This is a genomic window from Neptunomonas antarctica (assembly GCF_001305295.1).
Lineage (GTDB): Bacteria > Pseudomonadota > Gammaproteobacteria > Pseudomonadales > Balneatricaceae > Neptunomonas > Neptunomonas antarctica.
The window spans coordinates 262,172-285,929 of the sequence record NZ_LJSI01000053.1 but is presented as its reverse complement, the minus strand read 5'-3'; the positions used below and the strand labels follow the sequence as shown (position 1 = coordinate 285,929).

At 46.1% G+C, this 23,758-nt stretch carries 23 protein-coding genes; 12 read left to right on the top strand and 11 right to left on the bottom strand.

The window, feature by feature from the left end; genetic code table 11:
- Positions 1-26: 26 nt before the first annotated feature.
- A complete protein-coding gene (locus tag Nant_RS16070) occupies positions 27-377 on the top strand; it encodes a RidA family protein (protein ID WP_054342667.1) in 351 nt (116 codons plus the stop codon).
- Between the two features lie 76 nt (positions 378-453).
- Here Nant_RS16070 and Nant_RS16065 read toward each other — a convergent pair whose 3' ends face one another.
- The 9 genes from Nant_RS16065 to tkt form a co-directional block, all read right to left on the bottom strand.
- Complete coding sequence (locus tag Nant_RS16065; RefSeq protein ID WP_054342666.1) at positions 454-876, bottom strand: YidB family protein; 423 nt, start codon at positions 874-876, stop codon at positions 454-456.
- 82 nt (positions 877-958) lie between these two features.
- Entirely contained in the window at positions 959-1,567 is a 609-nt protein-coding gene (locus Nant_RS16060) for a MarC family protein (RefSeq protein ID WP_054342665.1), read from the bottom strand.
- 105 nt (positions 1,568-1,672) lie between these two features.
- Positions 1,673-3,571, bottom strand: coding sequence for a putative bifunctional diguanylate cyclase/phosphodiesterase (locus Nant_RS16055; RefSeq protein ID WP_076495927.1), 1,899 nt, complete (start codon positions 3,569-3,571; stop codon positions 1,673-1,675).
- Between the two features lie 60 nt (positions 3,572-3,631).
- Complete coding sequence (locus Nant_RS16050; RefSeq protein ID WP_202905032.1) at positions 3,632-4,150, bottom strand: putative pterin-binding protein; 519 nt, start codon at positions 4,148-4,150, stop codon at positions 3,632-3,634.
- 127 nt (positions 4,151-4,277) lie between these two features.
- Positions 4,278-4,499, bottom strand: coding sequence for a hypothetical protein (locus Nant_RS16045; RefSeq protein WP_143773471.1), 222 nt, complete (start codon positions 4,497-4,499; stop codon positions 4,278-4,280).
- A gap of 114 nt (positions 4,500-4,613) precedes the next feature.
- A complete protein-coding gene (gene fba, locus Nant_RS16040; protein WP_054342662.1) occupies positions 4,614-5,678 on the bottom strand; it encodes a class II fructose-bisphosphate aldolase in 1,065 nt (354 codons plus the stop codon).
- Between the two features lie 42 nt (positions 5,679-5,720).
- Complete coding sequence (locus Nant_RS16035; protein ID WP_054342661.1) at positions 5,721-6,884, bottom strand: phosphoglycerate kinase; 1,164 nt, start codon at positions 6,882-6,884, stop codon at positions 5,721-5,723.
- Between the two features lie 139 nt (positions 6,885-7,023).
- A complete protein-coding gene (locus tag Nant_RS16030) occupies positions 7,024-8,055 on the bottom strand; it encodes a type I glyceraldehyde-3-phosphate dehydrogenase (protein WP_054342660.1) in 1,032 nt (343 codons plus the stop codon).
- Positions 8,056-8,132: 77 nt separating this feature from the next.
- The gene (gene tkt / locus Nant_RS16025) at positions 8,133-10,127 is read right to left on the bottom strand and encodes a transketolase (protein WP_054342659.1); all 1,995 of its coding nucleotides are present in this window, start codon (positions 10,125-10,127) and stop codon (positions 8,133-8,135) included.
- Between the two features lie 284 nt (positions 10,128-10,411).
- Here tkt and metK point away from each other — a divergent pair, with 284 nt between their 5' ends.
- From metK to Nant_RS15975, 10 genes are all read left to right on the top strand, one after another.
- Positions 10,412-11,602 carry a methionine adenosyltransferase gene (gene metK, locus Nant_RS16020; RefSeq protein ID WP_054342658.1) on the top strand — a complete coding sequence of 397 codons (1,191 nt, stop codon included), beginning with the start codon at positions 10,412-10,414 and terminating at the stop codon, positions 11,600-11,602.
- Positions 11,603-11,767: 165 nt separating this feature from the next.
- On the top strand, positions 11,768-13,888 hold the full coding sequence (locus Nant_RS16015; RefSeq protein WP_054342657.1) for an EAL domain-containing protein: 2,121 nt from the start codon (positions 11,768-11,770) through the stop codon (positions 13,886-13,888).
- A 54-nt stretch (positions 13,889-13,942) separates the two neighbouring features.
- Entirely contained in the window at positions 13,943-14,671 is a 729-nt protein-coding gene (locus Nant_RS16010) for a 16S rRNA (uracil(1498)-N(3))-methyltransferase (protein ID WP_054342656.1), read from the top strand.
- A 59-nt stretch (positions 14,672-14,730) separates the two neighbouring features.
- Entirely contained in the window at positions 14,731-15,684 is a 954-nt protein-coding gene (gene gshB / locus Nant_RS16005; RefSeq protein ID WP_054342655.1) for a glutathione synthase, read from the top strand.
- Positions 15,684-16,655, top strand: a complete 972-nt coding sequence (locus Nant_RS16000) for an energy transducer TonB (RefSeq protein WP_238377171.1) — start codon at positions 15,684-15,686, stop codon at positions 16,653-16,655. Before gshB ends, Nant_RS16000 begins: the two co-directional genes overlap by 1 nt.
- Positions 16,656-16,697: 42 nt before the next feature.
- Positions 16,698-17,264 carry a YqgE/AlgH family protein gene (locus Nant_RS15995; RefSeq protein WP_054342653.1) on the top strand — a complete coding sequence of 189 codons (567 nt, stop codon included), beginning with the start codon at positions 16,698-16,700 and terminating at the stop codon, positions 17,262-17,264.
- Between the two features lie 62 nt (positions 17,265-17,326).
- On the top strand, positions 17,327-17,821 hold the full coding sequence (ruvX, locus tag Nant_RS15990) for a Holliday junction resolvase RuvX (RefSeq protein ID WP_054342652.1): 495 nt from the start codon (positions 17,327-17,329) through the stop codon (positions 17,819-17,821).
- Positions 17,796-18,305, top strand: coding sequence for a bifunctional pyr operon transcriptional regulator/uracil phosphoribosyltransferase PyrR (pyrR, locus tag Nant_RS15985; RefSeq protein WP_054342651.1), 510 nt, complete (start codon positions 17,796-17,798; stop codon positions 18,303-18,305). Before ruvX ends, pyrR begins: the two co-directional genes overlap by 26 nt.
- An 18-nt stretch (positions 18,306-18,323) precedes the next feature.
- Complete coding sequence (locus Nant_RS15980) at positions 18,324-19,322, top strand: aspartate carbamoyltransferase catalytic subunit (protein WP_054342650.1); 999 nt, start codon at positions 18,324-18,326, stop codon at positions 19,320-19,322.
- A gap of 3 nt (positions 19,323-19,325) precedes the next feature.
- Positions 19,326-20,612 carry a dihydroorotase gene (locus Nant_RS15975; RefSeq protein WP_054342649.1) on the top strand — a complete coding sequence of 429 codons (1,287 nt, stop codon included), beginning with the start codon at positions 19,326-19,328 and terminating at the stop codon, positions 20,610-20,612.
- Positions 20,613-20,707: 95 nt separating this feature from the next.
- On the opposite strand, the gene Nant_RS15970 is transcribed toward Nant_RS15975, so the two are convergent.
- Positions 20,708-21,874, bottom strand: a complete 1,167-nt coding sequence (locus Nant_RS15970) for a PilT/PilU family type 4a pilus ATPase (protein ID WP_054342648.1) — start codon at positions 21,872-21,874, stop codon at positions 20,708-20,710.
- A gap of 36 nt (positions 21,875-21,910) precedes the next feature.
- Entirely contained in the window at positions 21,911-22,945 is a 1,035-nt protein-coding gene (locus Nant_RS15965; protein WP_054342647.1) for a type IV pilus twitching motility protein PilT, read from the bottom strand.
- Positions 22,946-23,043: 98 nt separating this feature from the next.
- Here Nant_RS15965 and Nant_RS15960 point away from each other — a divergent pair, with 98 nt between their 5' ends.
- Entirely contained in the window at positions 23,044-23,751 is a 708-nt protein-coding gene (locus Nant_RS15960; protein ID WP_054342646.1) for a YggS family pyridoxal phosphate-dependent enzyme, read from the top strand.
- The last annotated feature ends 7 nt before the right edge of the window (positions 23,752-23,758 follow it).

Below are 23,758 nucleotides of genomic sequence, written 5' to 3'. Positions count from 1 at the left end.
ACAGCCTTTAAAGGAAAAGAGAGACCATGAGCATTACCCGCTTAGAAACACAGCAACGCATGAGCCGTATCGTGATTCATAACGACACTATTTATCTGTGTGGTCAGGTTGGCGCAGACGCTAATACCGGCATTCAGGAACAAACCCGCACCATGCTGGCCAAAGTTGACGCACTATTGGAGCAAGCCGGTAGTGATAGAGAACATGTCCTGTCGGCAACACTCTATATCCGGGATATGAAAGACTTCTCTGCGATGAACGAGGTATGGGACGCTTGGGTTCCTGAGGGCTATGCACCTGCCAGAGCGTGTGTTGAAGCACGCATGGCCCGGCCGGAATTGTTAGTAGAAGTATCTGTTATTGCTACTGTAAAGTAGCCACGAGTACTTTTCTAAAAAAGGCAGACTATTTAAAATAGTCTGCCTTTTTCACGGCTGAAAAGCATAAATAATTTTAGCTAAAAAATTTTGACGCCATACCCGCTAAACCACTCACACCGCCAACTGATTCAAGCAAACCTCCGGAAGAGCTATTCTGATCAATAAGTTCAGGAATCATATATGAAAGCGCAGTCGTTGCCGTTGCCTCATTCAAACCCAACGTCGATGAAAATTCACTCACCTTAGACTGCCCCAGAACAGACAGTACCTGCTCAACAGAAAAGCCGCTGTTTGCGCTATCGCCTAACCATGATTGCGCTAATGAAGCCAAGCCACTATTACTCACTTTAGAAATCAAATCACTGAGATCAATCTGTCCATCAGCACCACCCAATAATGAGCTTAATGCGCCGGCAACCTGATCAGCGCTTATCCCACCAGCAGATGAGCCTAATTTGCTAAGAAACAGTTCGGTTGCAACTTTTAGTAAATCCATCGGTTTAACGCCTCTGATTAAAGTAATATATGAACTGGCTACAAACTAGGCTTATTAATATACATCGCCTGTTAATTTTCGGTTAAATACCTGACGATTTAATAAAGCCATGAATACCTGTTAATACAATTTGAGATGCCATGGCAGCTAAAATCAAACCCGTGACCTTACTCAGCACATTCAGTCCGGTTTTTCCCAAAATACGCTCCAGCCATGTAGAAAGATGCAAACAAACCAGCAAGCTCAATAAAGCTAACACCAATCCAATTAACCCATAAGCAATATTCAGACCTTTCAGCTCCGCACCGTATACCAAAATCGTACCAATGGTCGCTGGTCCTATAATGGTTGGAATAGCTAACGGCACCACCGATACATCATCACGTTGTTCAGAAGGGACCTCAGCATTTGCACGAACGCCGTCTCTGACCAAACTGATAGCCGATAAAAATAAAAGAATACCTGCGCCAATACGAAATGAGTCGAGTGTAATACCCAGCAAGGTGAATAAGGGAGATCCGAAGAAAAACAATACTAAGCTAATACAAAAGGCTGCTAATACCGCCCGATTGGCAATAGAACGGCGGTCAGCGACTGAATCTGTTCGGGTCAGCGCTAAAAACATTGAGACGACAAAAAATGGAGCCAACAGAAAAGTAAACTTTACCCACGTAGAAAGAATCAGAACCATACTGCGACCACCTTAGCGCCTGCATTAAAAGATCCGTATTTAAGCACGTATATTCAACACAATGAAGAGACTCACAGTGAAGTTTTTCACAGACATTATCTTCATTTAAGCCATTCCATCCTTTTGTTTAAGGAGCAAAGCGGTCATGTGTAGTGCCGGCATCGGTATAGCAAAGAGATAACCTTGTCCAAAATGACACCCTAACTCCAAAAGATCCAGACGATTTTGCTCAGTTTCAACGCCCTCTGCCACCACATTCAGATCCAGACTTTGCGCTAACTGCAAAATAGTTGTAATAAACCGGGTATCTTTTGGATCTTCATTTAGATCCTGAACAAAACTGTGGTTTATTTTCAATCGCTGCACAGGCAATTCTTTCATATGACTTAACGAGGAGTAACCCGTCCCGAAATCCCCCAATGCAAGAGAAACACCTAAGCGCTTCAGATTACCTAAAATATCGATAGCACGATCAATCTCTACCATAATAGAGTCTTCCGTTATCTCTATAGTCAGATACTTTGCCGCTAAGCCTGTTACTGCGAGAGCGTGCTGCACTGAAGCAATAAGATCATCCTGTATGAACATCACCTGCGAAACATTCACACTCATATACACAAAAGGTAATCCCTCATCTTGCCACTGTTTATTCTGTGTGCAGGCCGTTTTCAATACCCATTCGTTAAAATGCGTCGTTTGTCCTATCTGCTCAGCAACTGAAATTATTTCACGCGCCGCTATAAATCCATAACGTGAATGCTCCCATCTTATTAAGGCTTCAACTCCGGTAATGATACCCGTTTGAATATCGACGATAGATTGATAATAAAGAGTTAATTCATTTCGAATAATCGCATGAGGTAAAGCATTACCTAGAATTTTCAGACGCAAAGCATCTTCATACATAACAGAGTCGAAGAAATTATAGCCAAAGTAATTACTGCTCTTTGCCCTGTACATTGCCATATCAGCATTTCCCATTGTATCGATAGCACTATTGGCATCATCGGGATACAGGCTGATACCTATACTGGCGCGTGGGTAAATGTTTATATCATTAAAACAAAAGGGAATAGATAAGGCCTTACAAACACGATCTCCCAGCAAGGCTGCTCTGGACGAATCATTAATACCTTCCTGTATAATACCAAACTCATCACCACCTAAACGTGCAACCATATCGTCAGCACTAATACAGTACTGGAGACGAATCGCCACTTCTTTAAGTAATTGATCACCAGCGGCGTGCCCATAAGTATCATTAATACTTTTAAATCCATTTAGATCAATGATATGAATAGAAAATTTCTGACGCTTTTTTATGGAGTTTATTTCTACCAGGCTGAGTCGGTCATTGAAATATTTACGATTCGGCAAACCGGTCAATGAATCATGTAACGATTGCATTTTATGCCGGGTGCTTTCAATCAGTATTATCGCAATGAAAGCGAGCCCGCTAAGTAATAAGCCAATCAGAAAAAAACCGAACTCTTTTTGTAGCTTATGTACTTTAAGTAAGTCATCCAGACGCTGCGGCCCCAAAAAACTATCTATATTAGCTTGCCGGACGCTGGGCAATAAGCTGGCAAATTCTTGATGTATTTTCTTCGCAAGCGTGGCATTTAAGGACGGAAAATCTAACACCATTTGTTCATTACGGTTTAGTGTTGTCAACAAGCGGGTTAACAGAGTTTCAGCATCTTTTATTAAACGAAACCTCTGTGTTTCATCACCTGTTTTCAACATATTGACACGCCCCCATAACAACTCATAGCGCAACAATACCTCGTCATGCGTCCGGTTGCCTGTTTCATACAGCTCGAAAGTATAGAGGAACTTCAGCATATCACTTTCAAGTTCTGACGCCGCCCATGTAGTCGTTTTACTACTGGCAGTGACCAGACGTAACGTTTCACTGTGCTTCATAAATGTCACATAGGCACTGACGACAAATACTGCAACGATCAACGATAAAAACATCAATCGGTAAAAGTGGCTGGGCATTTTCACTTAGTTTTCTTCACTGGATCATGCCCATTGAACTATTTTTCATTGAGCTATCGTTCATTGGACAACTAGCGCTTTAACTTGCCATACCATACTGGAATAATCACCCTCGGTATCAAGTTCGGGGTAATCAGATAGGGGATACAGCAACCATAAAGGGCCTTTATTACGCACTTTCATGTAGTCTCCATCTGATTTGTAAGCAAGAATGATGGGATATGGCTTAATTCGGCTAACCTCAACTAACGTGCTGTAATCATTTAGTGCCGTCACTTTTAACTGATCACCCTCTGCGTCAACCCATGCCAGTAACTCATTAAGTAAAACGCCTTTGTACGTATGTAATCCTTCAGTCCAAGGTGTTACTGTTTGAAATGTAAAAGCAGGCAAGGACTCCAACATAGCCATATCCAAGCGGACTACACCCTCTTCTGAATTACTATTAAGGATTTTGCCCGTGATTGTCAGTACCACTTGTCCCTTTGGGTGTGGCAACTCATCAGCGTGACTAACAGAAGCAATGACAACAAAAAAGGCAATACATAAACGCAAAGCCGATTGACTGATGATTCCCATGAGAAAACTCCACGTAATTATTTCGTCTAAGTGTAGTGCAGACTTCAAAAAAACCATTACATAAAGACAAAATAGTCTCTAAAAAGAGACTATTTTTAAAATACCTCTAATCATGCACCTGATTTACCTATAGCTTCATGTCAACATCAGCCATCAAACGTAGCATTGGCTGTATGGGGGGGGGAAAAGCCTGTGTGTGTTTGCTGACGCCTGTTACAGGAACCATCTCCTGATTAGAAAGCTGTAGCGCCGATTCAATCGATACCATGAGAGTATTGTGGGTAAATCTATTTAAACCTGAAAAGTTAAAAAACTCATCCGGATCGACGGGCGATTTGTTTAAAGGCATAAAAAAATCCGATGTCAGTGATGACATCGGATTTTCTAACAAGAACTGCGTAGGCTCAAATGCTTACGTAAAGAGCATTAGACTCAAGAGGCTGCTTTTTTCAAACACGTCACTTTAAACTATTTTCGCATCCAACTTGCCCGCTTCATAAGCGTCGGCCATATCTTCCAGCGATATCGCCTTAATTTTAGAGGCCTGACCCGCCGCTCCAAAAGCTTCATAGCGCGCCGCAGAGATAGCACTCATCGCATCGATGCTTTTCTGCAGGTATTTACGCGGATCGAATTCTGATGGATTTTCTGCCAGGAAACGACGAATCGCACCGGTAGAGGCTAAACGAAGATCGGTATCGATGTTGATTTTACGCACACCGAATTTAATACCTTCAACAATTTGTTCAACCGGAACACCGTATGTTTCTGGCATATCTCCACCAAACTGATTGATCACAGCCAACCACTCCTGTGGCACAGAAGATGAACCATGCATAACCAGATGAGTGCCGGGAATACGCTGGTGAATCGCCTTAATACGGTCAATCGCCAGAATATCATCGGTAGGCGGACGGGTGAATTTATAGGCGCCATGCGATGTACCACACGCAATAGCCAATGCATCTACATTGGTTTGACGTACGAAATCAGCCGCTTCGTCAGGGTCAGTCAACATCTGTTCCATGGAGAGAGTACCTTCAGCACCCACGCCATCTTCCTCACCCGCCTGCCCTGTTTCTAATGAACCTAAACAACCCAGTTCACCTTCAACAGATACACCACATGCATGCGCCATTTCGACAGTACGACGCGTTACATCGACGTTATATTCGTAGCTTGCCGGTGTTTTACCATCCATCATTAACGAGCCATCCATCATGACTGAGGAAAAGCCCATGGCGATAGAGCGCTGACAGATTAAAGGAGACGTACCGTGATCCTGATGCATACATACAGGAATATGTGGAAACTCTGCAATCGCTGCAAGAATCATATGACGTAGGAAGTTGGAGCCTGCGTACTTACGCGCACCAGCAGAAGCCTGAACAATAACCGGAGAGTTGGTTTTGTCCGCTGCTTCCATAATCGCGCGCATCTGTTCCAGATTGTTAACGTTAAACGCCGGAATGCCGTAACCGTATTCAGCTGCATGATCCAGCAACTGACGCATTGAAATTAAAGCCATGATTGTTCACCTATTAGTGTAAATTATTGTCGGCTTAGCGCCTTACTGAACGGCACGTGTTTCCAGAATTGCTACGGCAGGTAATACTTTACCCTCGACAAATTCCAGAAAAGCACCACCACCGGTCGAGATATACGATACTTTATCAGCAATCTCATATTTATCCACAGCGGCCAAAGTATCACCGCCACCAGCGATCGAAAAACCATCACATTCGGCAATCGCAAGCGCCAATGTTTTAGTTCCGCCGCCGAACTGATCAAACTCAAACACACCGACGGGGCCGTTCCAAATGATGGTTCCGGCACCTTTTAGCAGGTTAGCCAGGTTCTGTGCAGACACAGGCCCGATATCCAGAATCATCTCATTATCAGCCACATCATCGACTGATTTTACGGTCGCCGTCGCTGTTTCTGAAAACTCAGTAGCCACGACCACATCCACAGGCAATGGGATGTTCACTTTTTTCATCAATGCCTGAGCTACCGGTATCAGGTCATGCTCGCACAAAGATTTTCCGACCGGCTTACCCGCCGCCGCTAAAAATGTGTTCGCAATACCACCGCCAACAATCAACTGATCGACTTTATCGGATAATGAATTAAGTACTTCGAGTTTAGTTGACACTTTAGAGCCACCAACAATAGCAACCAAAGGTGGTTTAGGCTGCTTTAGTGCTTTACCCAACGCATCCAGTTCGTTTGCTAACAAGGGGCCAGCACAGGCTACATCAGCAAAACGCGCTACACCATGCGTCGAAGCCTGTGCGCGATGCGCCGTGCCAAATGCATCCATTACATAGATATCACACAGCGCTGCCATTTTTTTAGACAGTGCTTCATTATCTTTTTTCTCACCAACATTGAAGCGTACGTTTTCCAGCAATACCACTTCGCCTGCTGCAATGTCTACACCACCAAGCCAATCTTTAATCAGCGGTACCGGACGCGACAAAAGAGTACTCAGGTGAGCCGCGACAGGCGCCAGTGAAAATTCCTCTTCATATTCACCTTCAGTAGGACGACCCAGGTGAGACATCAGCATCACTTTGGCACCGGCGTTCAAGGCGAACTCGATAGTGGGTAACGACGCGCGAATACGGGCATCTGAGGTTACTTGTCCATCCTTAACAGGAACATTGAGATCTTCACGGATCAGTACGCGCTTTCCGTTCAGATCCAGATCCGTCATCTTCAATACACTCATGGGTGTGTCCTATTGATTAACTACTGATTTACTAATAATTTTATGCTTACTTACGGGCATTGAATGCGGCTAACGCCCGATATTTAATAGGCTAGTATTTGGTTTTTAATTAGCTAGCGTTCGATATTTACTATAACAGCTACTGTTCGTCATTTTCAGACAGACGCAACCAATCCTGTGCAATATCGAGCATACGATTCGCAAACCCCCACTCGTTATCAAACCAGCAGAGCAATTTAACCAGATTGCCACCACTCACACGGGTTTGTGTACCGTCCACAATCGCCGAGCGTGGATCACGATTAAAATCAACCGAGGCATGCGCCTCCTCGGTATAGCCTAACAAGCCTTTTAAGCCTTGAGCGGCAGCGTGCTTAAATATTTGATTAACATCCGCAGTGGTTGTCGCACGTGTAACATTAAGGCTCATATCCATAACAGAGACATTTATAGTCGGCACGCGCAGATGCAGGCATTCAAAACGACCGGCCAATTCAGGCAATAAGCGGTCAATACCCCGACTTAATCCGGTATCAACCGGAATAATCGATTGCATGGCGCTTCGCGTTAAGCGTAAATCTGTCTGGTGATAACTATCAATCACTGGCTGATCATTCATCGCTGAGTGGATGGTGGTGGTTACGCCACTGATAATTCCCAGTTCACGATGTAGCAAATCCAACACGGGAATCACACAGTTCGTGGTACAGGAAGCGGCAGAGACTACCGTCATGTCTGCGGCTAAGAGCTGATGATTCAGCCCGTAAACGATAGTGGCATCAACATCGGGCATGGCAGGTTGAGAAAACAGCAAACGCTTCGCACCTGAGTGTAAATGCTGCTCTGCCGTCTCTCGGTCATTAAAAGAACCCGAACATTCAATCACCAGATCAATACCCAACGCATCCCAAGGCAGCAGTTTAGGATCAGGCTGGTTAAGCACCTGAATCCGATCCCCTGCTATCAATAGGCATTCGCCGTCATGTTCAACCGGAAGAGGGAATCGGCCATGAGTGGTATCATATCGGGTCAGGTAAGTGACCGTTTCGATATCAGACAACTCATTCAGAGCAACCACCTGTAAATGCTGCTGTAATCCATTCTCATAGATGGCCCGCAAGACACATTGTCCGATTCGACCATATCCGTTAATCGCAATTCGAAAACTCATCTGACCCGCTTTTTAAATATAATCTAAAAATTAAAAAGCCGGACAAGCGCCCGGCTTAAGGCTCATCTAGCAAGCAGTTACAATAAAGATTTTACGTTGGCAACAACGTTATCAACTGTGAAACCAAAGTGCTTGAACAGATCCGAAGCAGGTGCTGATTCACCAAAGGTAGTCATACCTACGATGGCACCGTTCAAACCGACGTATTTGTACCAGAAGTCTGCCTGAAGCGCTTCAACAGCGACGCGCGCCGTTACTGCAGCCGGCAGGACTGATTCGCGATAAGCAGCATCCTGACGATCAAACACACCGGTTTCTGGCATAGAGACAACACGTATCTGCTTACCTTCAGCAGTCAAGACTGCCGCTGCATCCATAACCAGACCCAGTTCCGAGCCGGTAGCGATAAGGATGGCATCAGGCTGACCGTCGGTATCACGCAGAATATAGCCACCACGTGCGATATTGGCGATCTGTTCAGGCGTACGCTGCTGATGTGGCAGGTTTTGACGAGAGAACACCAACGCTGTCGGGCCGTCTGTGCGCTCCAACGCCGCTTTCCAGGCCACCGCAGATTCAACCGCATCACCAGGACGCCAGCAGCTCATATTCGGCGTATGACGCAAGTTAGAAACCTGCTCAACCGGCTGATGCGTCGGACCATCTTCACCCAGACCAATCGAGTCATGTGTGTAAACATGAATAACACGCTGTTTCATCAATGCGGCCATACGCAGTGCATTACGCGCGTATTCCATGAAGACCAGAAAGGTAGCGCCGTAAGGAATAAAACCGCCGTGCAGAGCCAAGCCGTTCATAATCGCCGACATGCCGAATTCACGCACACCGTAATAAAGATAGTTACCAGAAGCATCGTCTTTATTGATGCCCTTAGCGCCGGACCATATGGTTAAGTTAGAACCTGCCAGATCGGCAGAACCACCCAACAACTCAGGCAACAGAGGACCATAGGCATTTAATGCATTCTGTGACGCTTTACGAGAAGCAATGGTTTCGCCTTTAGCGGCGACATCAGCAATCCAGGCATCCGCTTTATCAGAAAAGTCTGCTGGCAGATCACCCGACATACGACGTAGTAATTCACTGGCCAGTTCCGGAAATTCAGCACGGTAAGCAACGAAGCGCTCATCCCATTCATTTTCTGCATGCGTACCGGCTTGCTTAGCATTCCAGTCAGCATACAGATCTTCAGGGATTTCAAACGCAGGATGAGGCCAATTTAAACGTTCACGGGTCAGCGCAATTTCAGCTTCACCCAATGGCGCACCGTGACAGTCTTCTTTACCTTCTTTATTAGGCGAACCAAAACCGATGGTGGTTTTACAGCAGATCAGTGTAGGACGTTCCGTATTCTCGCGTGCCTTAACGATCGCATCACGAATCTGATCAGCATCATGCCCATCAACACCCGGAATTACCTGCCAGCCATACGCTTCAAAACGCTTAACGTTATCGTCGGTGTACCAGCCTTCGACTTCACCGTCGATAGAGATGCCGTTGTCATCCCAGAAAGCCACCAGTTTACCTAAACCTAACGTACCTGCCAGAGAGCAGGCTTCATGAGAGATACCTTCCATCATGCAGCCATCGCCCATAAACACATAGGTGTTATGGTCAATAATCTCGTGGCCTTCACGGTTAAACTGTGCCGCCAGAATTTTCTCAGCTAACGCAAAACCCACGGCGTTAGTTAAGCCCTGCCCCAGAGGACCTGTGGTGGTTTCTACGCCCGGGCAGTAGCCGTATTCCGGATGGCCTGCGGTTTTTGAATGAAGTTGACGGAAATTTTTGATGTCATCAATAGAGACGTCATAACCTGTCAGGTGCAACAGCGAATAGATCAGCATAGATCCGTGACCGTTAGACAAGATAAAACGGTCACGGTCAAACCATTGTGGATTCGACGGATTATGTTGCATAAAGTCGTTCCAGAGCACTTCAGCAATATCTGCCATACCCATTGGCGCACCTGGATGGCCCGATTTTGCTTTTTGAACAGCATCCATACTTAATGCACGAATAGCGTTTGCCAGTTCTCTGCGAGAGGACATTCAATCAACTCCTGGGATTTTCCCAATGTTAGTAAAGCGAAGTATAAAAACAGGCGGCAATTTTCGCGCAGATACGCTTTCGCTTCAACGAGAAAACCTGATTTTGGCTAAAAGTGAAGGATTTTCATGTTAATTCATGAATTTTTCATAGAAAACCAGCCCTTAAATCATGCATTACAAGATTAACAGGGCTAAAATACCGTTTACTTTTCGAATCAGAGACATACTCACATTTGTCATTCGGTCTCTGACTTCCACCGTATTAATGAGGAAACACACACGCGATGAGCGAATACAGCCTATTTACTTCTGAATCCGTATCTGAAGGCCACCCAGACAAAATTGCCGATCAGATATCAGACGCCGTTCTTGACGCCATTATCAGTGAAGATAAATATGCGCGTGTTGCCTGTGAAACACTGGTTAAAACAGGTGTGGCTATTGTTTCTGGCGAAATATCCACTTCCGCCTGGGTTGATCTTGAAAGTATCGTGCGTAACGTTATCTGCGAGATAGGTTATACCTCATCCGATGTCGGTTACGACGGCGAAACCTGTGGCGTCATCAACATCATCGGTAAGCAGTCTATCGACATCGCCCAGGGCGTTGACCGCTCCAATCCTGAAGATCAGGGTGCGGGCGATCAGGGTCTGATGTTCGGTTATGCCTCCAATGAAACCGATGTTTTCATGCCGGCTCCCATTACTTACGCTCACCGTCTTGTCGAGCGTCAGGCAGAAGTTCGCAAATCCGGCTTACTACCCTGGTTACGTCCTGATGCTAAATCACAGGTAACCTTTCGCTATGAAAATGGTAAACCTTGTGGAATCGACGCCGTTGTTCTGTCAACACAGCACAACCCAGACGTCTCCCTGAGCGACTTGCGCGAAGCGGTGATGGAATTAATCATTAAGCACGTACTACCCGCTGAATGGCTTACCAAAGATACTAAATTCCACATTAATCCAACCGGCAACTTCGTTATTGGTGGTCCGGTAGGCGATTGTGGTTTGACTGGTCGTAAGATTATTGTTGATACTTACGGCGGCATGGCGCGGCATGGCGGCGGTGCATTCTCCGGCAAAGACCCATCCAAAGTAGACCGTTCTGCTGCATACGCGGGTCGTTATGTTGCCAAAAATCTGGTAGCGGCCGGGCTTGCCGATCGTTGCGAAATACAGGTGTCTTATGCGATTGGTGTAGCGGAGCCTACGTCAGTAGCCATCAACACCTTTGGTACCGGAAAAATCTCCGATGATAAAATCATCGCACTGATAGACCGTCATTTTGATCTGCGGCCACACGCCATCACCCGCATGCTGGACCTGCTGCATCCAATGTACAGGGCAACAGCTGCCTATGGGCACTTTGGCCGCACACCTTGCGAAATGACCGTAAAAGATGACACATTTACCGCATTCACCTGGGAACGTACGGATAAAATTGAAGCATTAAAAGCTGACGCGGGTATTTAACGCTATCTCCATACAAAAAGGCGCTGTTAGCGTCTTTTTTTTGTCTCTAAACGCATTCAAAGCTGGCATATCCTGCATTTATATTCGAAAATCATACAAGCGTTTGATATAAGGCTTTAACTTATAAGCCATTATTTACTCATAAACACGAACGTTGGAGTTAGAATGCAGCTACAAGATATCAGTATCCGACGGAAACTTTTTATTCTCGTCACACTTATGATGCTTAGTATAGCGACGGCCTATATTGCTTCGTTGTGGTTGTCTCATAATGATATGATTGAATCACGCAAAAATATTATCAGGAGTGTGGTAGAGAGTACTGTCAGTCAGCTACAGCCTATTCTTTCCTCTGAAAATTCTGATCTTTCGGAAGCAGCCAAACTCGCTCATGTGAAGCAATTAATATATACATTACGTTACGATACGAATAACTATTTATTCTTATATGATACCGTCGGCAATAGTATCGCCCATCCGATTTCACCTGAGCTTGAGGATACAAATTTAAGCCAGATTCGCGATCGCAACGGCGCCTTTATTTTACAACCGATGCTACAAGGCGTTCGCGAAACGGGTGACGTATTCTGGCACTATTATTGGCCTCATCCAGGCAAAATTCAGCTGGATGAAAAACTTGGCTACGCCAAACAGATACCTGGAACTGACTGGATCATAGGAACAGGTGCCTACATAGATGACCTTCAAAATATTTTTATTAGCCGCAGTATCACCTACGCGTTAATGGGATTATTTTCAGTCCTTCTTGCCTTCCTTATTTCAGGCCGAATTGCTAACAGTATTACTAAACCTACAGCCCGGCTCGTCAAGCAAATTGACAGACTAACATCTGGTCATATCAACGAAATAATAACAGATGCCGAACGTAAGGATGAAATAGGCAGTATTGCCAAAGCATTAATTCACTTTCGTGATCAAACTATTGAAAACAACGCGCTAAGGAGTGCGTATAGGGAAGCTCAGTATCGCGAAACCTACGATCCGGAGACGCAACTGCTCACCCGAAAGGCCATGAATGACGAGCTAAATCGGGCACTGGAGAAACAATCCGATGATCGGATAATCGCCATTTTAATTATTAAAATTCCATTATTACGCGACATATTAGCGCAGTGGGGCAGCGCTTATTGCAATGAAGTACTGATGGACATCTCTCAACGAATCAAACCCACGCTGAACTATAAGGCGCTGCTATCACGTCATGCAGACGACTCTATCGCTCTGATTTTAAATGATTTAACAGATATCAGCGAGGTCAGCAACCTCATCAGCACAGTCCAGAACATCATCATGCAGCCCTCTCTCATAGACGGGCAGGAAGTATCTTTTCAATCACAAATTGGCGTCAGTACCGCGCCCATCGATGGTAATCAAGAATCCCTGTTAATCAGCCATGCAGAAGAAGCACTTAACGAAGCTCGCCGTCTTGAACAGGACTCCCTGTTTTTCAGCCAATTAAAAACCTTTGCGCTTGATGAACGACTAGAACTATGGAGAGATATTCAAAAAGCGATTGAACACGATCAATTTTATCTGGTATTCCAACCTCTTTACGATTTACAGACTAACCAGCTAATTTCTGCAGAAGTATTACTACGCTGGGAACATCCTGAACACGGCTTTATTTCCCCTGCCCGATTTGTGCCTTTTGCCGAACAAAGCGGACTGGTTTCCCGTCTTGATACCTGGGTTCTCAAAGCCGCCGCCAAACAAATCTACGAGTGGATGCAAGCAGGTGTACACCCTCCCCATCTTGCTATCAATCTGTCAGGCCTGACATTTATGAACAGTGACCTGAAAAAGCTGATACATGACGCGACTGACGGTTATGATATTCCGTTAAACACCCTTGAACTCGAACTCACAGAAGGCGTACTGATCGCCTCTATAGAAACACTACAAGATAAAATCAATACGGTTCAGGAAATGGGAATCAGCATTTCTATTGATGACTTTGGCACCGGTTACTCATCATTAAGCCGCATACGCAATTTACAGATAAATAAACTTAAAATTGACCAATCTTTTATTGAAAACCTGGCTGAAAGCCAGGGAGATAAGAAAATAATCACGGCGATTATCACAATGGCGCAAGGGCTTGGTGTTAAAGTCGTGGCAGAGGGCGTCGAAACACCGGAACAACTCAACATCCTCAGAACACTGAATTGCGATATAGTGCAGGGATTCCTACTGAGCAAACCATTAAAAAGAGAAGCCTTCATGAAATTACTGGAAAATCAAAACCTGATTATAGAGATAGACTAATTTAAGGTATTCAATGGCATAATAAGCCTTTTCCTACTGCCGGACCTGAGTTGCATGCGCATACCTCGATTCTATGAACCTTCTGATCTAAGCCCAGGGCAAACATTTTCGTTAAGTGAGTCCGTCACTCAACATATTTCCCGTGTGTTACGCATGAAGCCAGCAGAGCAGATTACGTTATTTAATGGGCAAGGTAGCGAGTTTTTATGCACTCTCGCTCGCGTTGAGAAGCGCCACGTAGAGGTCACGGTTATACAAGAAGAGAATTTAACCCGCTCTAGCCCGCTGAAAGTGCATATTGGCCAGTCCATATCCCGAGGTGAACGGATGGATTACACCATACAGAAATCGACAGAACTGGGCATGTCCAGTATGACACCGCTATTCACTGAACGCTGTGAAGTTCGGCTGAACAATGACCGCCAGGATAAACGCACCAAGCACTGGCAACACATTGCAATTAGCGCCTGCGAGCAATCGCTTAGAAATGAGCTTCCAGTCATTACTCCTATTCAAACACTACAAGAATGGCTGGACAACGTTGACGCTGACCTGAAGCTGGTATTACATCACCACACGGAACAACCCCTCGGCCAACTTCCCAGACCTGAATCCGTTGCCCTGCTGATAGGCCCTGAAGGCGGACTTACCGAGACAGAGGTCAATGCAGCACTGGCGGCCGGATTTAAGCCGGTTGCTTTTGGCCCCCGCGTAATGCGCACAGAAACTGCCCCGATTGCCGCTCAGGCGGTACTTCAGTATTTATGGGGCGATCTGGGCTAGGTCAACGTACACATTTAGATTAAACTCATCATGGAAAACTACCCTGAGGATAGCAGAGAATGACACTTAAAATCGGTATTGTGATGGACCCTATTGACGGGATTAACTACAAAAAAGATAGTTCTCTTGCGATGCTTTGGGCTGCTCAGCAAAAGGGTTGGGAATTGTGGTACATGGAACCACAGCATTTATTCCTGCGTGACGGAAAAGCACGCGCTAACATGGCACCCCTCTCTGTAGACATGAACCCAGATTCATTTTTTACCCGGGGAGAGTACCAGATAGCCGATTTGTCATCGCTGGATGTCATTCTAATGCGCAAAGACCCTCCGTTTAATAACGAGTTTGTCTATACAACTCTACTGCTGGAAATGGCGGAAAAAAAGGGAACGATGATCGTCAATCGCCCTCAAAGTCTGCGTGATTTCAATGAAAAACTGTTTGCTACTCACTTCCCGCAGTGCTGCCCGCCTTTACTGGTAACAAGCGATTCAGCACTGCTGCGGGCTTTCCATGCAGAACATCAGGACGTTATTTTCAAGCCTCTGGACGGCATGGGTGGCGCGTCTATTTTCAGAATTACAGCCGATGGTGTAAATTTGGGCGTGATCATTGAAACTCTCACCGAGCATGGCACGCAAACAATAATGGCTCAGAAATATATCCCTGAAATTATTGATGGCGACAAGCGTATCCTTATGCTGGATGGTGAACCGGTTCCTTATGCCTTGGCGCGTATCCCGATGGCTGGCGAAACCCGCGGTAACCTTGCCGTTGGAGGACGCGGCGAAGGTCGTCCGTTAACGGATCGTGATCGCTGGATCTGCGAACAAGTAGGTCCGACGCTGCGAGAGCAAGGATTACTGTTTGTCGGTTTAGATGTTATCGGCGACTACCTGACCGAAATCAATGTCACCAGCCCGACCTGTATTCGGGAACTGGATAATCAGTTCGACTTGGACATCGGCATGCAATTAATGAATATCATTGAAGAGAAGCGGAATAACGCCTAGTGTCCAGCACACCACGGGAAATGTTAACGAGCCCTGCCATCAGCGCGACTGATCGGTTGGGCTTTACATTATTTATGGCAGTAGCATTGCATGCTGTCATTATCCTGGGCAGCAGTTTCATTAGTTCACCAACAACCCCTCCCGTGCAAACTCTGGAAATCACACTGGCTCAACATATTGTCGAAAAGCCACCCGAAAAAATCGATTTCCTGGCCCAAGCCAATCAATTGGCAAGCGGTACGATTGAAGAAAAACGTCTTCCCTCAACGACGGAACTCTCTACGTTTCAGGATACTAAGATCAGGACTCAATCAGCACTTCCCGCACCACCTGTAGACAAACCTGAACTTACACCTGAACCCACGCATATGGTGAAGCCTGCGCAAGAAAATCCCGTCGTAGATAAAGGCAACTCACACCAGACCGATAAAATAAAACGCAAAGTCGTAACGACTGTAAAAGAAAAAAAGAAAAAAAATATTACTAAACCCCGTAAAGCCGCAGCCATATCATCGCAACCTAAAGCAGGGCAATCAACCTCACTGCTAGCTAAAAGCCTTGAGATTGCCAATCTGCAGGCGCAGATAAAAATGCAGCAAGAACAATTTTCACAGCGCCCAAAGACCCGACGATTAACATCGGTGTCCACTACCGTTCATGAAGATGCTATATATTTAGATAACTGGCGGAAACATATCGAAAGGATCGGCAACCTTAATTATCCAGAAGAGGCCCGGCGACAAAAACTCTATGGTACTTTACGTGTATTAGTTGCCATCTTGCCGGATGGAAGCCTTAAAAACGTCGAAATAACACAATCATCCGGTAGTACAACGCTTGATGAAGCGGCTATCCGGATCGTAAAACTCGCCGCTCCGTTTCAACCATTCAGTGTAGAAATGAGAAAAACCACTGATGTTTTAGAAATCATTCGTAGCTGGAAATTTGAGAAAACCACACAGTTGTACTAAACCTTAGAGGGTTAATTTCTTTTCTGACTATGTGGCTTTATCATGCTTAAATTCCAGACATGTTTGCGTGACCATTTTTTAATCTCCATGCCTCATCTGGATGATGAAAATTTTGTGCAAACCATTATTTACCTCTGTGATCATAGTGAATATGGCGCGATGGGGCTAATAGTCAATCGACCACTCAATTTTCATCTGGATAATATCCTCGATCACCTGGAACTTCCCGCAGGCCATCTTGCCAGATCGATCCCGGTTTACTCTGGAGGGCCGGTGCAAAACAACAAAGGCTTTGTCTTACATAAAGCCTATTTAGGCAATCCCTGGCTATCTACCCATACAATTACCAATGAACTATTTCTGACAACATCATTTGATATTCTAGAAGCTTTTGCCCAAAGCGGCTCTGCAGACGCACTTATTGCACTGGGTTGCTCCTGCTGGGGACCAGGACAACTGGAACAGGAAATAAGTGACAATGCTTGGTTAAGCTGTCCCGCAAATTCAGATATAATGTTTAACATGCCTGCTGCCGATAGAATGCAGGCAGGTGCCGCCATTTTGGGCATTAATCTTCACTTACTCACCGCCCATTCCGGACATGCCTGACTCATGCAACAATCTATGCTACGCACTAAACAACAATTTAGACAACAAGCCAAGCAGCCACTATGACAGTATCCAGCCAATCCTCCAGCCAACAAGTACTCGCGTTTGATTTTGGCACACGACGCATAGGCCTTGCCACAGGCCAAACAATTACCGCAACAACCTTAGCATTAGCACCCATTCAAGCGAAGGACGGCACACCCGACTGGGTCGCTCTCGACAAAGTGATTAAAGAGTGGCAACCCAATGTGCTGGTCGTCGGCATCCCTCTGAATATGGACGGCAGCATCAGCGAAATGTCCCGCCGCGCACGCCGCTTTGCCAACCGCATGCAAGATCGCTATCAACTACCATGCTTCCTGATGGATGAGAGGCTCTCTACCGCTGAAGCCAAAGAGATTCATTTTGCGCAGGGCGGCGGCACCAATTTCCGAAAAGAGTCGGTCGACGGCATTGCCGCTCAAATCATTCTTGATAGCTGGTTTAACAGTTCACAACGCATTCCAAGCCACACACGACTGGAGGATCTTTATGGTACAGGGAACACTGAGTGTTGAGTCTATGCTCGACAAAATGGCATCAGAGCTTAAAACACTATTGATTCACCGCCAGATCGAAGACCCTATTATTATCGGCATTCGTACCGGCGGCATCTGGATTGCTGAGCGTTTACATACGGCATTGGCGCTAGACAATGCTATCGGCACACTGGACATTTCCTTCTACCGAGATGATTTTTCACAAATTGGCCTGCACCCTAAAGTCCAGGCATCCCAAATCCCTTGTGTCACAGAAGGTCGCGACATTGTGCTCGTCGATGATGTCATTATGAGTGGGCGAACCATTAGAGCAGCACTCAACGAGCTATTCGATTATGGACGCCCTGCATCCGTCACACTGGTGACGTTACTGGATTTGCAACGCCGCCAACTGCCGATTCAAGCCGATATCTATGGAGGCACGCTCTCCTTAGCAGCTAACCAGCAGGTCAAACTGACTGGCCCTGATCCTCTGACGCTGGAAATCAGTCAAAAAGACTAACTTGAGCTGGAGCACAACATGTTCGACATTAAAGACCCTAACAGCATTCAGCTAAACAGCGCAGGTCAACTTAAGCATTTTATAACAACCGAAGGCTTATCCAGAGAACTGCTCACCGAGATCCTGGAAACCGCGGATTCATTCGTTGATATGAATGCCCAGCAAGTCAAAAAAGTCCCTTTATTGCGCGGAAAAACGGTGGTTAATCTGTTTTTTGAATCCAGTACGCGCACGCTGAGCACCTTTGAACTGGCCGCTAAACGCTTATCGGCCGATGTGCTTAATCTGAATATCAGCACATCGTCCACCTCAAAAGGTGAAACGCTGAAAGATACGTTACAGACACTGGAAGCGATGCATTCAGATATGTTTGTCGTACGCCACTCAGACAGCGGTGCGGCACACTTTATTGCAGAGCATGTGACACCCAATGTCGCGGTTATCAATGCCGGAGACGGACGCCATGCCCATCCGACACAGGCGATGTTGGATATGCTGACTATCCGTCGCCACAAAGGTGATTTCTCTCCACTGATTGTCGCGATTGTCGGTGATATTTTGCACTCACGTGTGGCGCGCTCACAGATCCATGCGCTACGCATATTAGGCGCGGCAGAAATACGCGTCATCGCCCCGACGACATTACTACCGCGAAACATAGAGGCACTTGGCGTAAAAGTCTTTACCCATATGCAAACCGGCCTGAAAGATGCTGATGTGGTCATCATGTTACGTTTACAAAAAGAACGCATGCAAAGCGCCCTACTGCCCAGCGAATCTGAATTCTACAAACTCTTTGGCCTGACCAATGAAAAGCTGCAACATGCTAAGCCTGATGCGGTAGTTATGCACCCGGGGCCTATCAATCGAGGTGTTGAGATCGAATCGGCTGTAGCTGATGGCCCTCAGTCATTAATTCTTGATCAGGTAACCAACGGCATTGCTGTCAGAATGGCCGTCATGTCGATGTCGATGTCAGGCCAAATGGCTGAGAAAAATATGAAGGCGGAGGCATAACCCATGCTCGTAATACAAAATGGGCGTCTGATCGACCCCAAAAACAAACTCGATAAAATCTGCGATCTATACATTCAGAATGGCAAAGTTATCGCTATAGGTCAGGCTCCTGAAGGCTTCGCTGAAACACTGAGTGCGAACCAAATCATTGATGCGACAGGCCTTGTTGTTACGCCTGGACTCATTGATCTGTGCGCACACGTCAGAGAACCCGGCTACACACAAAAAGGCACCATTGCCAGCGAAACGGCCGCAGCGGTAGCAGGCGGCATCACAACCATGGTGACACCTCCCACCACCAAACCTGTGGTAGATAACCCAGCCGTTGCCGAAATGATTATTGACCGTGCCGAAGCCACTGGCTTGGCGCAAGTACTGCCCATGGGAGCACTGACACAGGGCCTGGAAGGCGAACAACTGGCGCCATTACATGCACTCAGCAGTTCAGGATGCGTCGCTTTTAGCAATGCACGAAAAAGCATCCCAAGTGCTCTGGTGCTATTACGATGCCTTGAATATGCCGCAACGCATGACTTTCTGGTTATATTTCAACCGCAAGATCATCACCTTGCAGACAAAGGCTGTATGCACGACGACATCACGTGCACACGCTTAGGCCTTAGCGGCATCCCTGAAACAGCTGAGACCGTCGAAGTCGCCCGCTGCTTACTGCTAGTAGAACAAACCGGTGTACGTGCACACTTTGGCCAATTGTCTGCTGAGCGCTCCGTCAGAATGGTGACGGATGCACGCCAACGCGGACTCAATGTAACCGCCGATGTTGCTATACACCATTTATTACTGACTGACGTAAATGTTAACGGCTTCAATAGTATGTTTCATGTTATCCCACCCCTGAGAAGCCAGCTGGATCGTGCCGGATTACTCCACGGGCTGGTAACAGATGGTATTCAAGCCATCTGTTCAGATCATCAGCCTCACGACCCGGCCGCTAAACAAGCCCCCTTTGCCTCCACAGACCCTGGAATTTCAGGACTCGAAACCCTGCTACCACTCTGCTTACGCCTGGTTCGACAAGAACTACTATCTCTACCTCAGTTAATAGAGAAGTTAACCTCGGCACCGGCCGCTATTTTGTCATTGGATAAAGGATCATTGGGCGTGGGCAGCATTGCCGACATCTGTATTTTCAACCCTGAAACAGAATGGCAGCTTACCTCTGTTAACTGTGTTTCAGCCGGTAAAAATTCACCGTTTATGAACATACCGCTAAAAGGGAAAGTCACACATACCTTAATTAAAGGTAAAACAGTGTATCAGGCTTCGTAAAGAGGCTGCGCTTTCAAGGAACAGCCTTTACGTAATAGCTTACGCATAAAAAAACCGTACTTGGGTACGGTTTTTTCTTATTCAAGCATACGTTTTCACATATTATTGATATCCAGTGCTCCAGAAATATTCATGTGATCTTCCTCTTCTTGCAGGAATAATGAATCAGCCCCTTCACTCGTATTCAACCCCGGATTAGCATCGGCATTAAGCTTTATCATCAGGCGCAGATCATTGGCAGAGTCAGCATGCGCAAGTACAGTGTCATAACTAACATCACCTTCTTTGTACAATTCAAAGAGCGCCTGATCAAATGTTTGCATACCCAGATTGGTCGACTTTTTCATAACCTCCTTGATCTCATGAACGTCACCTTTTCGGATCAAGTCTTGGATCAACGGCGTACAAATCATCACTTCAATAGCAGCACGACGCCCTTTACCATCTTTTGTCGGTAATAGTTGCTGAGCTACAATCGCTTTCAGGTTCAGCGAAAGCTCCATCCATAGTTGGTTATGATGTTCTGGCGGGAAAAAACTAACCACCCGGTCAAGCGCCTGGTTGGCGTTATTGGCATGCAATGTCGCCATACATAAGTGCCCGGTTTCCGCAAAGGCCAGCCCGTACTTCATTAATTCCTGACTACGAATCTCGCCCATCAGAATAACATCGGGCGCCTGTCGCAAGGTGTTTCGCAAAGCGACTTCGAACGACTCAGTATCAATCCCCACTTCACGCTGCGTCACGATACTTTCTTTATGCTCGTGAATATACTCGATCGGGTCTTCAATCGTGATGATATGTCCCCGGCTGTGCTGATTACGGTAATCCACCATGGAAGCCAACGATGTAGATTTACCGGTCGACGTACCACCAACCAGTAAAACCAAGCCACGTTTGGACATGGCAAGATCTTTCATCACCGGTGGTAGGTTTAACTCTTCTAAACTCGGAATAGTGGCATTAATCCGGCGTAACACCATACCTGATGAGTTACGTTGAAAATAAGCACTGACACGAAAACGCCCTATGCCCGGTGCGCTGATCGCAAAGTTACATTCATGCGTTCTATCATATTCTGATATCTGTTTATCCGTCATCGTTGAATAAACAAGTGCACGTGCCTGTGACGGTTTTAGAGGCTCTTTCGTCAGTGGCTGCATTGTTCCATCAACCTTAATACTAGGTCGGGCCCCTGCCGAAATAAACAGATCTGACGCACCGCGCTCAGTCATCACTTTAAGAAGCTGCGTAAACTCCACTCTAAATCTCCTGTTAACGACACTCGTTTGCCAATGCTAAAAACCCTGAGGGTTTTTGGCTTTATCGCGGGCCGTTTCTCTTGATATCAGTCCTTTCTGCAGAAGTTCTGTTAAAGACTGATCTAATGTTTTCATACCATGCGACGCACCCGTCTGAATTGCAGAATACATTTGCGCAACTTTATCTTCACGAATCAGGTTTCGGATAGCGGGAGTGCCCATCATAATTTCATGCGCAGCGACTCGACCGCCATTCACCTTTTTCAAGAGCGTCTGCGAAATAACGCCCTGTAAAGATTCAGATAGCATCGAACGTACCATCGCTTTTTCTGCTGCCGGAAACACATCAATAATACGGTCAATCGTTTTCGCCGCTGAAGTTGTATGCAATGTACCAAAGACCAGGTGGCCGGTTTCTGCTGCTGTTAGTGCTAAACGGATAGTTTCCAGATCACGCATCTCACCGACAAGAATAACATCGGGATCTTCACGTAATGCGGAGCGTAGTGCAGCCGCAAAGCTGTGGGTATCACGATGTACTTCACGCTGATTGATCAGACATTTTTTACTTTCGTGTACGAACTCTATTGGATCCTCAATCGTCAGTATATGATCGGAACGTACTTCATTGACATAATCGACCATCGCGGCCAACGTGGTACTTTTACCTGAGCCTGTTGGCCCTGTCACCAACACCAGGCCGCGAGCCTGCATCGATAAGTCCTGAAAAACCTTCCCCATACCCAGATCGTCCATAGTCAGAACTTTACTGGGAATGGTACGGAATACAGCAGCGGCACCACGATTCTGGTTAAAAGCATTGACACGAAAACGCGCTAACCCCGGCACTTCAAAAGAAAAATCAGCCTCAAGTTTGTCTTCATATTCTTTACGGATTTTGTCGTTCATGATGTCATAAATTAACGTCTGCACCTGCTTTTGCTCTAGTGCAGGTAGCTTAATGCGCCGTACATCACCATCGACACGAATAACCGGTGGCATCCCCGCGGTAATATGCAGGTCGGAAGCGCCCTGCTTAACCGTAAAAGAAAGAAGTTCTGTAATATCCATAATGTTTTTGCTCAGGGCTGCTTAAAGGGTTTACTTAAAGTCATCAGTTACTTCAGAATAGAAAAATCATTCTACTTCAAAGAATCATTAATATTTATATGTCTAGCATAGCAGAGAACTTCCAACATGTTAGGCAGCTAATTAATCAGGCTGCTCTACTCGCTCAACGCCGACCAGAAGAGATAACCTTACTGGCCGTCAGCAAAACCCGCTCAAACGATGAATTACGTTTGCTGTACCAGCAAGGACAGAAACACTTCGGCGAAAACTATCTTCAGGAATCGCTGGATAAAATAGCGGCACTGTCTGATCTCGATATTATCTGGCACTTTATTGGCCCTATTCAATCCAACAAAACCCGCCCGATCGCCGAACAGTTCGATTGGGTGCATAGTGTCGACCGTTACAAAATTGCCCAGCGCCTGTCTGAACAAAGACCGGCATCAATGCCTCCCCTTAATATTTGTCTACAGATAAATATCAGCCACGAAGCCAGCAAAGCCGGATGCCTGCCTAATGAGACTGAAGCGCTGCTGAATGAAATATCAACACTGCCTAATTTGAACGTGCGCGGACTCATGGCCATACCCGCCGCCACTGACGACAGCGTCATTCAAAAATCTGCTCTGGCTGACATGCAGACCCTGTTTACTCATCTTAAGAAGCAATATCCGGCGCTGGATACTCTGTCTATGGGCATGTCCGGCGATATGCAGATTGCCATTCAGGAAGGTGCTACTATGGTGCGTATTGGCACCGCTTTATTTGGTCCACGTCAGTACCCTACTTCAAAAAATTCACTTTAATCACAGC

Excerpts from the sequence above, each read along its gene's own strand:
- Nant_RS16070 (WP_054342667.1), top strand. The coding sequence starts at position 27 with ATGAGCATTACCCGCTTAGAAACACAGCAACGCATGAGCCGTATCGTG.
- Nant_RS16065 (WP_054342666.1), bottom strand. The coding sequence starts at position 876 with ATGGATTTACTAAAAGTTGCAACCGAACTGTTTCTTAGCAAATTAGGC.
- Nant_RS16060 (WP_054342665.1), bottom strand. The coding sequence starts at position 1,567 with ATGGTTCTGATTCTTTCTACGTGGGTAAAGTTTACTTTTCTGTTGGCT.
- Nant_RS16055 (WP_076495927.1), bottom strand. The coding sequence starts at position 3,571 with ATGCCCAGCCACTTTTACCGATTGATGTTTTTATCGTTGATCGTTGCA.
- Nant_RS16050 (WP_202905032.1), bottom strand. The coding sequence starts at position 4,150 with ATGGGAATCATCAGTCAATCGGCTTTGCGTTTATGTATTGCCTTTTTT.
- Nant_RS16045 (WP_143773471.1), bottom strand. The coding sequence starts at position 4,499 with ATGCCTTTAAACAAATCGCCCGTCGATCCGGATGAGTTTTTTAACTTT.
- fba (WP_054342662.1), bottom strand. The coding sequence starts at position 5,678 with ATGGCTTTAATTTCAATGCGTCAGTTGCTGGATCATGCAGCTGAATAC.
- Nant_RS16035 (WP_054342661.1), bottom strand. The coding sequence starts at position 6,884 with ATGAGTGTATTGAAGATGACGGATCTGGATCTGAACGGAAAGCGCGTA.
- Nant_RS16030 (WP_054342660.1), bottom strand. The coding sequence starts at position 8,055 with ATGAGTTTTCGAATTGCGATTAACGGATATGGTCGAATCGGACAATGT.
- tkt (WP_054342659.1), bottom strand. The coding sequence starts at position 10,127 with ATGTCCTCTCGCAGAGAACTGGCAAACGCTATTCGTGCATTAAGTATG.
- metK (WP_054342658.1), top strand. The coding sequence starts at position 10,412 with ATGAGCGAATACAGCCTATTTACTTCTGAATCCGTATCTGAAGGCCAC.
- Nant_RS16015 (WP_054342657.1), top strand. The coding sequence starts at position 11,768 with ATGCAGCTACAAGATATCAGTATCCGACGGAAACTTTTTATTCTCGTC.
- Nant_RS16010 (WP_054342656.1), top strand. The coding sequence starts at position 13,943 with ATGCGCATACCTCGATTCTATGAACCTTCTGATCTAAGCCCAGGGCAA.
- gshB (WP_054342655.1), top strand. The coding sequence starts at position 14,731 with ATGACACTTAAAATCGGTATTGTGATGGACCCTATTGACGGGATTAAC.
- Nant_RS15995 (WP_054342653.1), top strand. The coding sequence starts at position 16,698 with ATGCTTAAATTCCAGACATGTTTGCGTGACCATTTTTTAATCTCCATG.
- ruvX (WP_054342652.1), top strand. The coding sequence starts at position 17,327 with ATGACAGTATCCAGCCAATCCTCCAGCCAACAAGTACTCGCGTTTGAT.
- pyrR (WP_054342651.1), top strand. The coding sequence starts at position 17,796 with ATGGTACAGGGAACACTGAGTGTTGAGTCTATGCTCGACAAAATGGCA.
- Nant_RS15980 (WP_054342650.1), top strand. The coding sequence starts at position 18,324 with ATGTTCGACATTAAAGACCCTAACAGCATTCAGCTAAACAGCGCAGGT.
- Nant_RS15975 (WP_054342649.1), top strand. The coding sequence starts at position 19,326 with ATGCTCGTAATACAAAATGGGCGTCTGATCGACCCCAAAAACAAACTC.
- Nant_RS15965 (WP_054342647.1), bottom strand. The coding sequence starts at position 22,945 with ATGGATATTACAGAACTTCTTTCTTTTACGGTTAAGCAGGGCGCTTCC.
- Nant_RS15960 (WP_054342646.1), top strand. The coding sequence starts at position 23,044 with ATGTCTAGCATAGCAGAGAACTTCCAACATGTTAGGCAGCTAATTAAT.